Raw genomic sequence first — 12,918 nt, forward strand, 5'->3', positions numbered from 1 at the left:
TATTAATTTCCTTTAAATATTTCCATAGTTATATTGTCGCTTTGAGAAATTCCTTCTCGACGTATAGTCTTCTTTATAGTTTTGTAAAAAATATCTAAATCATTTTGGAACGTCAGATTATCAATGTACCAAATATCTAATTCAAATTTTTTTTGCCAAGAGATTGCATTTCTTCCATTTACTTGGGCCCAGCCTGTAATACCAGGTCGAACTTCATGACGACGCTTCTGTTTATAGTCATACAACAGTAGATATTGGGGCAATAATGGACGAGGGCCAATTAAAGACATATCGCCTTTCAGCACATTAATCAACTGTGGAATTTCATCTAAAGACGTTTTCCTGACAAAAGCTCCTATGGTTGTAAGACGGTCTGCATCCGGCAGCAAAATTCCATGGCTGTCTTTGCGATCGTTCATCGTTTTGAACTTAATAATTTTAAAGATTTTTTCATTTAATCCAGGACGGGCCTGAAAAAAGAATGGCTTCCCTTTGTTGGCAAAGTATAATCCTACAGTGACAAAAAGAAACACAGGACTCAAGAATATCAGTCCCATAAAGGCAACAAAGAAGTCTATTCCTCTTTTTAAATATTTTCTATACATTAATAAAACCCTTTTTCAATTAAATGCTTCAGATACTCCCCATACCCGCTTTTCCCGTATTTGGCAGCAGTTTCAAAGAGTTTTTCTTCAGTGATGCTTACGTCGCAATGTCTTTCTGCCGCAAGGTGAATTACCGCATCCGGACTGTATTTTTCGAAAACTTGTCTCAGTTCTTCAGGCTTCGTGATGTCGGCTTTTTCGAAAACGTAATTCGGTTCGTTTTCAATATCTTTTAAATTTTCAAGATTTCCGGCATACGTCAGCGCATCGAGATTTCACTCGTAATNTACCGCATCCGGACTGTATTTTTCGAAAACTTGTCTCAGTTCTTCAGGCTTCGTGATGTCGGCTTTTTCGAAAACGTAATTCGGTTCGTTTTCAATATCTTTTAAATTTTCAAGATTTCCGGCATACGTCAGCGCATCGAGATTGATGATGGTCATTTCAGGATGATTTTTTACAAATTCCCGAACCACATGAGATCCGATAAATCCTGCGCCGCCTGTGATGATGATATTTTTCATTGTTTTATGCTAATGGCCGCCGGCTTTTGGCAGTTTTAAAATTCTTTAAAAAGGTATGACAGCTGTATATTATTTATTTATAATACAATCGCAACATTTACTAAAAAAACTGTAGTTTATATTATTTAAGTACATTTTGATACTCTTCCAGCACTGCTTTCCATACTACAGACTGCTCATAGCGGTCAGCGATCATTTTTCTTGAATTCTGCTTCATATAACTGTACAGTTGAGCATCCTTCACCAATCGATTCATTGACTCCAGTATCGCATTATCATCTTTCACCGGAATGACTAACCCGTTCTGCTCATTTACAATAATTTCATTGCAACCATTAATATCGGTCACAATGCTGGGCAAATGCATGGCTCCTGCCTGCATTACCACATTGGGGAAACCTTCCCTGTAGCTTGGGAAAACCAAAGCATGAGCTACGGCAAAGTAAGGTCGAACATCCTGCTGAAAGCCTACTTGTATAATTTTTTCGTTTTTATGGATTTCCATTAACACCTCCGGCAACAATGGATCCAGATCTTCTTCCAACGGCCCGACCAGCAAAAGTTTGATATTTGGAATCTCTACTTTTGAAAATGCTGCTACCAACTCATTAATTCCTTTATCTTTTACCAACCGGCCCACAAAAATAAATACAAAATCTTTACAGTCAATCTTAAGCCTATTTTTCAGATCTCCCAGCTGATTTTCCGAAAATTTATCCGGATTAAAATAATCCAGATCGATCCCATTCACATTTCCATTTGCTAAGACTTTTAATGGTTTGGAGGTAATTTTATATTTTATCAAATCATCTTTTACGCCATTCCCTTCAGGATATATATGGGTAGCACAAGCACATAAAAGCTTATCCATCATTATTAAAAGCTTTTGCATGCTACCTGATTTTGAAGGAAATATCAAGCCTGTGAAAGTATGCATCCGAACAGGAACTCCAGCCATTTTCCCTGCCATCATTGATAAAAGACCTGCTTTTGGCGTTATTGAATGAACTATTTGAGGATTTTCGCGTTTAAACAATAAAAACAATTTAATAAGAGAATGGAAATCTTTTAAAAGAGAGATATTTCGATTCATAGCTATACTTATAGTGCGAACCTTTTCACGCTCGGTAACCGCCTGCAAATGTGAATCAGGGCCAGAAACTGCTACTACTTCATAATATTGATTCAAATAAGCCAGTTGACCTTTTAATAAAATATCTAAAGATGCTGCGACTGTAGATGTTCGAGTCAACTTTACCACTTTTCTATCTTTGTAAAATTTCATCTATCGTTAATTTACTTATTCTCGTAGCGTTACGTCTATTTATTAAAAATTTCTCATTATTCACTAAACTAAATAAAAAATATATAAATCCTGACAAATAATATTTAACAAAAAATTTGATAATATTGATATTATACATATGCTTTTTTAAAATGTATACTATTGGTCCGAAACCTTTAAAATATTTTTTGTAGTAATCCTTTCCAAATTCACGATAAAAAAAAAGTGGTTCCGCTAAAACTTGAAAATTATAGATATTACGTGTTCTATACCAAAGTTCAGCATCCTCTAACCGTACAGCTCTAACATCATAAGGATTCGCTAAAAACCAACTGGTTTTTGCGATGATCGTAGGATGAATAAAAGAGTCCACTTTATTAAGGACTTTTTGGCTATTATATGATAATCTTATCCCCTGTACCCATCCTTCTTCATCTATTGAATAAGCATTTGTTCCCAAGACGTCAATATGAGGATTTGATTCTAAAATTAACAGCTGTTTTTGTATTTTTTCAGGATGCATTATATCATCGGCATCCATTCTTGCCAAATACTTGGTCGTAACTAATGTAGGAATCTGATTCAAACGGTACCCAAGATTTCTATTTTCACCATCTGTATGAATGATAACTCTTGAATCATTTTGATATTTTACAGCAATTTCTAAAGACCCATCTGTAGAACCATCATCAATTAAAAGTAGTTTCCAATCTTTATATGTTTGGTTAAAAACTGATTGAATGGCCAGATCCAGAAAAGGCGATGCGTTGTAAAAAGGTATTGCTATTGTGATCATTACTGTTTTTCAAAAAAAATAAAGATTGAAACTAAAATAATGGTTGTGATTGTGGCAACCTTTTTCGGAAAGCCTGTGCTAAATACAGGTGCTAATAATATTGGAATTACTACCCAAGACATTAATCCCCACCTATCTGAATATGGAATTTGAAATGTTATAAAAAAGACAGCACTCATTATCAGATAATATTTTAACACACTGTCATAATATTGATTGTGCAGACCATTATTTTTAATGTAAATAAAGAATAATAAAAAAAAAGTATTAAATGCAACGAATTGTGGCTTGAATCCGATGGTATATATTTCATCGGTGGAGGTCAAGTATCCTGACCTTCTTTCATCAACCATCAAAAAACCTATATAATCTTTAAATGATAGCAAACTTACATTAACCATTGATAGGGCAAGAAAAAAAACATATATGATATAAAATACTTTCACTTTTAACTTTTTAAAGTACAGTATAAAAATGTAAAAGATGATGGGAATTATAGACGTAAAATGAAAAAGGATACAAAGTATGAGCGGTAGTAACCAATTTATTTTCTTCTCTTTATTGTGCTGATAGTTAATCATAGCCAGCAATAAAAAAGAAAGAGATACCCCTTGTCTTATAATATTAATCCCGAGTGTTTGAAAATAAAAAAAGGAAATAAAGCTGAAAAAAATCAAAAAAGCACTGCTTCTAAAAAAATTCGCATTTCTTTTAATAGCAATCGTTAAAACACCAATGAAAAGAACACTCATGAAAAAAATAAATGACTCAAATGGTAATTTTAAAATGTGAAATAAATTAAAAATATAATACATGACAACATCAGTTCCGTAGCTATTATCCTCATAGAAATTGAATTGTAATAAATAATTAGGTGTATCTGTTCCTAACATCCCTCTTAATCCAAACAGTAAAACAAACAATAAAGAAATCAGGTAGATTATTTTGTTTGTTATCTTTACTAAAAGATTATTTTTCTTCACATCCATCTGGGTAGAAACTACAATTGAAATCAATGTCGCTGCCAGATAAATTAAATAATATTTAAACTTAAAATCTACCATATTTGTATTTCACCAGCGTATTATAACAAAAATTACAATTGCATTTATTATATAACTATTAAAAAAAAATTATTTCATTTCTTGAAATAAAGATGCCCATTGCAACATTATTTTTTCAGCTGTAAATCTATGACTATTTTTTTTTGCATTACTGCCATATTCCTTTCTTAATTCTTCATTTTCAATCAACTGAATCAAGCCGGAAGATAGTGCTTCAGGTTTTTGATTTTCAACTAAAATACCATCTTCTAGGTGGGTTAGAATATGTCTGGGTCCGGTAGGACAATCAAAACTGACTACAGGCAGACCGACAGATAAAGCCTCCAGCAAAACCATTGGATAGCACTCTGTTTGGGAACTCAATGCATAAATGCTATACTCGGAAAAAGTTTTAATACTATCTGTGGTCACGCCTCTAAAGAATATCACTTTTTCTAAATGGTACTGAATTATTAATTTCTGCAATTCGTTTTTTGTCCCAAGATAGTCTTCGCCATAAATATGTAATTCCCAATCAGGAAATATATTGTGAACCTTAATCCAAGATTCTATTAATTTATCAAAACCTTTAACTTGATTTATACGACCTGCAGCTATAACCTTTTTATTTTTTAAATTTGCTATTGTTGTTGGTAAAGTGACAGGATTGGAAATAACGGAAATTTTTGAACTTTTATAAAAAGTAATTTCTTCGGGATTTAAAACTATAATTCGATCATATAAAGATTCTATCCAGTCGGTTATCTTATACCGGAGTCTGGTTAAAACTGATAATGAGGTGGAACGTATCTTATGCTCGAAAAAACGCGATGAATGGAACTCTTTAATTTTTTTTGACCCCCTATTTATAAATGGAGTCATGTAAAAGTCAAACCCAAAATTAGATACTATCACAAAATCTGGATTTAACATTTTATACTTATTCTTAAGAGATAAAAAATGTTTGGGGATTTTTAGTAGATTTTCAATTGAGAAAAAACTTTTAGAACGATTGTAATTAATACCCAAATCTAGCTGCTTTATTTTTTCACTTAAAATATAACATGCGTTTCTATGTTTTTGCTCGGAGGTTAAAATGATTACTTCATATCCTAAAACATCCGCGAAATAATTGGCTTTTTCTGCCATCACTTTTTCTATACCACCATGCAAATATGTTTGATCAGTACTGAATATTATTCTCATTTGAATAAGCTTTTAAATAAGCGATCCCAATTATCAACGATAGGTTTCGCTAAATATCTTTTAACATTTTCTTTACCTTTGCTTCCCATTGTCCTTCGCAATTCCAGATTATCAATTAAAAAGACAATTTTTTCAGCTAGAGCCGATTTATTTTCCTTCTCCACTAAAAAACCATCGATAGAATCGATTATTATATCAGAAGGCCCGTAATTACAATCAAAAGAAACACATGGAAGTCCGCAAGCCATTGCTTCAATCAAAACCATACCGAAACCTTCATATCGTGAAGACATCACATACAATGAACTTTCTAAATATTTTTGAGAGATATCTCTTTCTGGTTTATAAAATGTAATACTTTTTTCAATTCCTAACTTTTCAGCAAGCCTGACCAATCCTAAACTATCATCAACCTTCCCATAAATCTCTAATTTCCAATCCGGACATTTCATTAAGACCTTTTGCCAAGAACTAAGCAGTAGATCGTATCCTTTTTGATAAGAATGCCTTCCTACAGAGATTACTGTTTTGTTTTGTAATGAACTAGACTGTTCAGGATAAAAAGACAGTGGATTAGCAATTACTGTTAGATTTTGTAAAGAACTCCACTCTTTTTTATTTCCATTGGTTAAAACCACAAACTTGGAAAAATCTTTTGCCAGAAACTCCATCAATTGCCATTTCAATTTTACACCTAATTTTTTACGGAAAGAGAATTCGTTATTCATCTCGACTTCTTTCGAGACGTGACGCTCATAAATTACAGGAGTTTTTATTCGCAATATTTTAGGCAAAAAAAAGGCCTTCAGACCATCATCACAAACTGAAATAACATCGGGATTATACTTCTTTACAATGTTGCAAATCCCATTTTTATAAGATAAAAAATATTGAATTGGATTTCCTCCAACATCAATACTAACCATTTTAATTTTTTTAGAAAATTCATAGAAGGGATTTAAATGATTGTTATTTAATGAAAGAATTGTTACTTCATATCCGTAGTTTTCTGCCAAATAAGAAGCCTTAATGGATAAAACACGTTCTAATCCACCTGAAGCATTGATTCCGTTGGTTATGTATAATAATTTCATGATGATTTCTTGAACAAATTTATCTATATCCAGTAATTATATTATATAATTTTGGAGTTTTCGATTTTAAAACAGACCCAATAAATATTGAAATCAGAGTTACTATTATTGGTGTAATAATAAACATTGCAAAAAGTAAGTATTGGTTTACAAGAAACTTTTTAGAAAGCTGAACTATAATCATAGTTGGAATTCCATGTACGGCAAAAATAAAAAAACTGCGATTATAAAAATCAAAGTTATTCCATTGCTTTTTACTATTAAAAAAATCATATAATAACCAGATAGAAAAACAACCTACCAAATCTTTACTAATATTTAAAAATTTGAATGGAAGAGAAGCACTTTTATGGTAAATATCATTATACAAAGAAAATACATTAAGCGCAAACCATAATAAAACAGCAAATATAACAAGTGTATAGTTTTTCGTGAACTTCAAATCAACTTTATAAAGTGCTAAAAAAGCGCCTAATGAAAAATAAAATAAAGGTATGAAAAGTAAAACACTGTAGCCATTAACCTTTAATAAACTATTATAAAAGAGAGGAAGAATAAATAAGATTAATAATGAAAAATATTTCAAATATTTGATACCTAAATAAATTAGGGGACATAAAATAAGTAAAAATATCAAATCTCTCAAATACCAAAAAGGATAATTTACAGGTTCAATAAACATATACGTTAAAGCCTCTTCAAAATTAACTGTATGTAAAGGCTTACTGAAAGAACCGGTCAAAAATGAAATTTGTTGTAAAAAGTACATCAATAAAAACCAAAACAAACACCAGGAAACAAAAGGTATCACTATTGATCGCAGTCTTTTCTTACTATTATTTATGAAAAAATAGACATTAAAAGATGTATTAATGTCGGCTTTTAAAAAATACAGATATCCGGCAATTATGAAAAATAAAGGAACTGCTATCTGTGTTAACCTATGAGAAACGAAATATTGAAAACTATATATAAAATCGACTCTTTCTTCAATATCAATATTTAATGAATGTAATATAACAACTAAAAAAATTAGCCAAAAGGAAAAGAAAGTAAGTTTATTGCTTAGATATTGATTCATATTTTACAGTAAATCATCTTATAATTTTGAAAACAGAAATTTGTTTTTTTATAACATTAAAAATCATATTTAAATAAATAAATGAAAATTTAAAATCAGAATATGGTCTGTTTAATATTGCTCTAACTAAATGAACAAAACCCTCTTTAAAATACGTTAAAAATGTAGCCGAAATATATTTTAAGTTTTTAGGATTATGATTCATGAATAATAAAACATCAGAAAAAGACTTTTCAACATTTTTTAAGTATGGTGTTCCACTATATACTCCCAAATCATGAATTCTGTAGGTTGATGAATTGAAAGGTAGAACGACAATCTTACCTCCGTTTTTAGTCAACTCTAAATATAAAATCATATCCCCGAAATTACATTCATAAAAATAATTTGGAATTGTAAAATCATTTCGAAATATACTGGTCAGAGTAGCGACCTTATTATCGGCAAAAATATTAAAATGATCAAAAAAACTTACATCTTTAAATCTATTTATCTCAATAATTTTATTATTACTTAACTTACTGTAGTTCGTTCCACATAAAACTACATTATCATTTGACTCTAAAAAATCCACCTGCTTTTGTAATTTTGATGGATCTGTCCAATAATCATCTCCTTCACAAATAGCAATATATTTACCTTTTGCTTGCTGTAAGGTCCATATGAAATTTGGCATCATTCCCAAGTTTTTCGCATGACTTGTATACTTAATCCAACTTCCATTAGGATGATTTGCAATAATTTCTTTTACAATCAGTTCGGTATTATCAGGAGATTTATCATTGGAGATAAGCAGCTCTACTGAGCCATTATAATTTTGCATCAAAACACCTTCAACAGCTTGCTTTATATATGCTTCATGTGCAAAAGTAATCATCACAACACTTATTAATGGATATTCGTTTCCTCGCATTTAATTCTAATTAATAATTTTTGCAGGAACCCCTACTGCTACACAGTTATCAGGTAAATCCTTATTCACAACTGCCCCTGCACCAACAATTACATTTGTTCCAATTTTCACATCTGGAAAAATAACTGCATTCGTTCCTACCGTTGAAAAATCCCCAATAGTACATCTACCTAACAGCTTTGCTCCTGGTGAAATCTCAACAAAGTCACCTACAGTTACATCATGAGTGATTATAGAATTATAATACACGATTGTTGCTTTCCCTATTGTCACACTATTAGACACAATAGCACCTGATAAAATAGCACTGCCTGAACCTATTGCAACATCATAACTTCCTACATCCGAAAATTTACTTACTGCAGAAATCATAGTCCCTCCCAATCTCGTAAACCTATCGTACATCTTCTTTCGCAGAATGCTGCCTCCAAGACCAATAATAAATGTATTGTCAAATTTTTCAAAATGATGTACTGCTTTCTGTTCACTCTTTAAAATAGGAAATGTATTAAATAAAAAATTTGGACAGTCTAAAGTAACATCATCATAGAAAGCCAAATTTTCTAACTGTCCATTCTGATGAAGAATTTCTAAAACCTCCTTTGCAAATCCTTTTGCCCCGACAATTATCATTTTTAATTATTTTGAATTCGTAATAACAACCTGCAAATCAAATCTACCTCCTCCATAGTGAGTTCTGAAAATAGAGGAAGACACATCACTCTTTTAGCAATATCTTCGGTAATATTCATCTCAACAGCCTCAACATAAGGTAGTACATTCGCCAATGAAGGGTAAAAATAGCGTCTTACAAATATTTCGTAAGTTTTTAAATTATCTATACATTTATGTAATAACTCTTCACTTTCCACAACAACTGGATAATATGCATAATTCTTAGAACTCTTCGAATTCCAGACAGGCTTAATTGCATGAAATCCTTTCAGTTTTTCATCGTATCGTTCGCTTATTGCTTTTCTACTGTAATGGATCGTATTTATATGTTTTAAATTCACTAAACCCATTGCGGCATGAAACTCAGAATTTTTTCCGTTGAAACCCAACTCAGCAAATGCTTCAGGTCCATCAAAACCAAAGTTTCTCATATAAGCCAATTTTTTAAGAAGTTTTGCATCTTTCGTAATCACTAGTCCACCTTCAATGGCATGGTATAATTTTGTAGCATGCAAACTACAGATGGATATATCTCCATATTCAAAAATAGATTTCCCATTGATTTCTACACCGAAAGCATGTGCACCATCATAAATTACCTTAAGATTATGCTTTGACGCAATTGCCTCAATTTTATCGACTTCACAAGGATTTCCATACACATGAGTGGCTAAAATAGCAGACGTTTTTTCGGTAATCGCGGCTTCGATTTTAGATGCATCTATATTTAAAGAATCTTGGTCAATATCTACAAAGATAGGCGTACAACCTTCCCAAACGATCGAACTTGTAGTCGCAACAAATGAAAAAGGAGTGGTAATAATTTCACCTTTTAGATCCAGCGCTTTAATAGCCATTTGCAAAGCAACAGTACCATTGGTTACAAAAAGTAGATGTTTCAGTTTTAAATGGTCTTTCAACTTTAATTCTAAATCACTTGCCAATGGTCCCATATTAGTCAACCACTGACGGTGCCAAATACCATCTAAATATTTTTCATATTCTCCTTGAGGTGGCAAAAAAGGTTTGGTTACTGGTATCATAGAATTTATTTTTTAAATTTTTATCTTATTTATCGATAATTTACTGTATCGTATAAGATTATATCTTCACTAAAAACATGTTCACTATATTTTAAAATAATTGGATGAAATACTTGAGCTAAAATAAATGACCACTCTACAGGATATCCTATATTATCTCCGTACACATTTCCGGGATTTTTTATCAATGCCTGCTCCAATTTATCTAATCTTGAATTAACTTCATTCATCCATTCTTGCGCAATCGGTGAATTGGGTTTGAAAATATATCCACAATTGCCAATTAATAAATTATGATATTTTTTAATGTCAATTCCAATATTTCCTTCTAAATCAGGAACACCACCACTATATATTTCTCTAGGACCAATGCACCAATGTTTTGGAGCTTGGTTTAACTGTTCAAAAAGTCTCTTCCAAGAAGTCAAAGATGGTTTAATATCTGCGTAGCCACCACCGTGATGCAACATAAAATAACATCTCAAATAATCTGATTTATGAATTAATGATAAATATTCATATGCTTCATGCAAAGGATAATCCTTCAAAATGTAATTGCTCAAATTATTTGGTGTTACCAAAACAATTTCAACTTCGGCTTTTTCTTTTAAGGATTTAATACCACTTTTCCTATTTTCAGAGATTTCATTATCACCTGTCCAAAAGATATATATTACTTCTTTTGCCTTTTCCAAAGTCAAATCAGTTACTTTTTCTTCTTTGCTAACAAACGAATCAGTATAATTTTGTTTTTTGTATTGATAGGTATTAATATAAAGTGTATATATTTTATACAATTTTAAATATATTGGTACCAGAATTTTTTTCAATTTATTCATATATATTTTTAAAATAAGTTTCAATTTGAACTTAATAAAATTAACTATTAGAACTATAGATACTGGCTCATAATCCAATCATCATTTTTCAACCAGTATATCTTATTTCCATTATATTCTTATACACCATCAACAACAAATTTAACATACAGTAAAATAAAACGATATCTAACTATTGAAAATAAACTTAATAAAATATAATTGATTGTTCTAAAAGAGCGTTCATTGTCACCTCCAGCAAAGCGAATATAAATTTTTCATATTTTAAAAACTATCTTCTAAAAAGAAATCCTTTTTCTTCTTTATTAAACAAAGATAAAATATAAAATATTGCAAAAAGTAGGGCATATAATATTCCAATCACTATAAAACTAAACCAACCAGTAATTGTAAAATAATTTTTTATGCTGATAAAAATGATTAAAAACACTGTGCTGAAAATCAACTGATATAAGAATGTTTCTTTATAAAACTTCGCCAATTTAAAATCAAAAACTTTCACAAAAAGGAAATTACTGATAACGGTATTTATACAACCACCAACTACGATTGGAATTATAACTCCCTTAATACCATAATCTTTTCCGAAATAAAAACTAAGAGAAATTGCTAAAGTCATGGAAATCAACATACCTAACGATCTGTATTTTACTTTATTCTTAATTTCTAAAATAGATAACCCAAAACTTTGCGTTAAAGGAATGAAACTAACCATCATTATCAAAAGTGCCACTAACCAGGAATCTGTATATGAATAACCTACCCACAAAATAATAAATTCTTTTCCTAATACGATAAAACCAATTAATATAAAAAACGAAATAAAAGAGTTCATTCGTCCCACTCTTATCATTTCATCAGTTAACTGTACTGCATTCATTTGACCACTGACCATTTTCGCCGCTTTTGGTAACAGTAACGTATTTATTACTCCTGAAAAAGCACCAAAGTAACCTCCTAACATTAATCCTAATGAAAATACAGCTACAATCTCCGTTTTAAAATAAAACCCTAAAATAATCTGACCGGCGTTCCACTGAAAAGATAATATGATTGCAAGAATAAAAATCCAGATAGAATATGAAAAAATTTCTTTAACAATTTTTGTGCTTCGTTCTTTGAAAGAAAAGCGAACATTTAAAGCAGTAATACAATAATAAAAAGTGATGCCTACCACCAAAATATTAAATACAGTATCTGTAACAACGATAGACACAGATTTTCCGCCTAACGTTAACACCGTAATAATTGTAATGGTTCTTAGTACATAGCGAATAATTGAAATTAGCTTAGGAAAAACAAAGTGGCCATATGCAGTGCAAATTGCTAAAAAACTGCCACTTGGTAATGCAATACCTATATCGAATAGCAATATTAAAAACATTGTTTTTGCATCCCTTATCTGAGTTGCTGACAATGTATTCCTGAAATAAAGATCTAGATTAAAATAAAACAAAAGACCCAAAAGAATTAGAATCACTGAAATGACTAGATAAATAAGCATGACTGTTCCTAAGAAATTCCTTTCACTATGATGATCGTTTTCTGCCCGATATTTGGCTACAAATCTTACTATTGTATTGTTCATCCCCAAATCCATTAAAGTTAAATACGCCACCAGAGAGCCAATCAGTGTATATAAGCCATATTCTGAATTACCTAAGGATTTGATGATAAACGGTGTTAAAAATAAGCCTACAACATTGGTAAGAAAGATACTCACATATGACAAGATAGCTCCTTGTTTAATTTGACTCATTATTTTACAAATATATTTTTCCTGAAAGATGATCGTATAATCAATTTATTTCAAA

12 protein-coding genes and 2 pseudogenes are annotated in these 12,918 nt (G+C 30.9%); all 14 read right to left on the reverse strand.

The genetic code is table 11. The annotated features are described in order from the left end of the window. Positions 1-2: 2 nt before the first annotated feature. The gene (locus ASG01_RS13035; protein ID WP_055864383.1) at positions 3-605 is read right to left on the reverse strand and encodes a sugar transferase; all 603 of its coding nucleotides are present in this window, start codon (positions 603-605) and stop codon (positions 3-5) included. A 74-nt stretch (positions 606-679) separates the two neighbouring features. Next, positions 680-880, reverse strand: a pseudogene (locus tag ASG01_RS15770) (GDP-mannose 4,6-dehydratase); the annotation flags it as partial. A 12-nt stretch (positions 881-892) separates the two neighbouring features. Further along, positions 893-1,129, reverse strand: a pseudogene (locus ASG01_RS13040) (GDP-mannose 4,6-dehydratase); the annotation flags it as partial. A 121-nt stretch (positions 1,130-1,250) separates the two neighbouring features. After that, positions 1,251-2,414, reverse strand: a complete 1,164-nt coding sequence (locus ASG01_RS13045; RefSeq protein WP_185097242.1) for a glycosyltransferase family 4 protein — start codon at positions 2,412-2,414, stop codon at positions 1,251-1,253. Further along, on the reverse strand, positions 2,395-3,210 hold the full coding sequence (locus ASG01_RS13050; protein WP_055864389.1) for a glycosyltransferase family 2 protein: 816 nt from the start codon (positions 3,208-3,210) through the stop codon (positions 2,395-2,397). The genes ASG01_RS13045 and ASG01_RS13050 overlap by 20 nt, the downstream gene beginning before the upstream one ends. After that, positions 3,210-4,274, reverse strand: coding sequence for an EpsG family protein (locus ASG01_RS13055; protein WP_055864392.1), 1,065 nt, complete (start codon positions 4,272-4,274; stop codon positions 3,210-3,212). Before ASG01_RS13055 ends, ASG01_RS13050 begins: the two co-directional genes overlap by 1 nt. 69 nt (positions 4,275-4,343) lie before the next feature. Beyond that, a complete protein-coding gene (locus ASG01_RS13060) occupies positions 4,344-5,459 on the reverse strand; it encodes a glycosyltransferase family 4 protein (RefSeq protein ID WP_055864395.1) in 1,116 nt (371 codons plus the stop codon). Next, positions 5,456-6,553 (reverse strand): glycosyltransferase family 4 protein, encoded by a 1,098-nt coding sequence (locus ASG01_RS13065; RefSeq protein WP_055864398.1) that lies wholly within the window; start codon positions 6,551-6,553, stop codon positions 5,456-5,458. Before ASG01_RS13065 ends, ASG01_RS13060 begins: the two co-directional genes overlap by 4 nt. 19 nt (positions 6,554-6,572) lie before the next feature. After that, on the reverse strand, positions 6,573-7,634 hold the full coding sequence (locus tag ASG01_RS13070; RefSeq protein ID WP_055864402.1) for an acyltransferase family protein: 1,062 nt from the start codon (positions 7,632-7,634) through the stop codon (positions 6,573-6,575). 13 nt (positions 7,635-7,647) lie between these two features. Beyond that, a complete protein-coding gene (locus tag ASG01_RS13075) occupies positions 7,648-8,547 on the reverse strand; it encodes a glycosyltransferase family 2 protein (RefSeq protein WP_055864405.1) in 900 nt (299 codons plus the stop codon). Positions 8,548-8,553: 6 nt separating this feature from the next. Then, positions 8,554-9,180, reverse strand: a complete 627-nt coding sequence (locus tag ASG01_RS13080) for an acetyltransferase (RefSeq protein ID WP_055864408.1) — start codon at positions 9,178-9,180, stop codon at positions 8,554-8,556. Positions 9,181-9,182: 2 nt separating this feature from the next. Further along, positions 9,183-10,265: a DegT/DnrJ/EryC1/StrS family aminotransferase gene (locus ASG01_RS13085; protein ID WP_055864410.1), complete on the reverse strand. Its 1,083-nt coding sequence runs from the start codon at positions 10,263-10,265 to the stop codon at positions 9,183-9,185. A 29-nt stretch (positions 10,266-10,294) separates the two neighbouring features. Beyond that, positions 10,295-11,104 (reverse strand): capsular polysaccharide synthesis protein, encoded by an 810-nt coding sequence (locus ASG01_RS13090; protein WP_055864413.1) that lies wholly within the window; start codon positions 11,102-11,104, stop codon positions 10,295-10,297. A gap of 271 nt (positions 11,105-11,375) precedes the next feature. Further along, positions 11,376-12,863, reverse strand: coding sequence for a lipopolysaccharide biosynthesis protein (locus ASG01_RS13095; protein WP_055864418.1), 1,488 nt, complete (start codon positions 12,861-12,863; stop codon positions 11,376-11,378). Positions 12,864-12,918: the final 55 nt, after the last annotated feature.

Origin of the sequence: Chryseobacterium sp. Leaf180 (genome assembly GCF_001424585.1) — a bacterium.
Classification (GTDB): Bacteria; Bacteroidota; Bacteroidia; order Flavobacteriales; family Weeksellaceae; genus Chryseobacterium.

Coding starts and splice junctions, on each gene's coding strand:
- ASG01_RS13075 (WP_055864405.1), bottom strand. CDS start 8,547: ATGCGAGGAAACGAATATCCATTAATAAGTGTTGTGATGATTACTTTT.
- ASG01_RS13090 (WP_055864413.1), bottom strand. CDS start 11,104: ATGAATAAATTGAAAAAAATTCTGGTACCAATATATTTAAAATTGTAT.
- ASG01_RS13085 (WP_055864410.1), bottom strand. CDS start 10,265: ATGATACCAGTAACCAAACCTTTTTTGCCACCTCAAGGAGAATATGAA.
- ASG01_RS13060 (WP_055864395.1), bottom strand. CDS start 5,459: ATGAGAATAATATTCAGTACTGATCAAACATATTTGCATGGTGGTATA.
- ASG01_RS13070 (WP_055864402.1), bottom strand. CDS start 7,634: ATGAATCAATATCTAAGCAATAAACTTACTTTCTTTTCCTTTTGGCTA.
- ASG01_RS13035 (WP_055864383.1), bottom strand. CDS start 605: ATGTATAGAAAATATTTAAAAAGAGGAATAGACTTCTTTGTTGCCTTT.
- ASG01_RS13050 (WP_055864389.1), bottom strand. CDS start 3,210: ATGATCACAATAGCAATACCTTTTTACAACGCATCGCCTTTTCTGGAT.
- ASG01_RS13045 (WP_185097242.1), bottom strand. CDS start 2,414: ATGAAATTTTACAAAGATAGAAAAGTGGTAAAGTTGACTCGAACATCT.
- ASG01_RS13065 (WP_055864398.1), bottom strand. CDS start 6,553: ATGAAATTATTATACATAACCAACGGAATCAATGCTTCAGGTGGATTA.
- ASG01_RS13095 (WP_055864418.1), bottom strand. CDS start 12,863: ATGAGTCAAATTAAACAAGGAGCTATCTTGTCATATGTGAGTATCTTT.
- ASG01_RS13080 (WP_055864408.1), bottom strand. CDS start 9,180: ATGATAATTGTCGGGGCAAAAGGATTTGCAAAGGAGGTTTTAGAAATT.
- ASG01_RS13055 (WP_055864392.1), bottom strand. CDS start 4,274: ATGGTAGATTTTAAGTTTAAATATTATTTAATTTATCTGGCAGCGACA.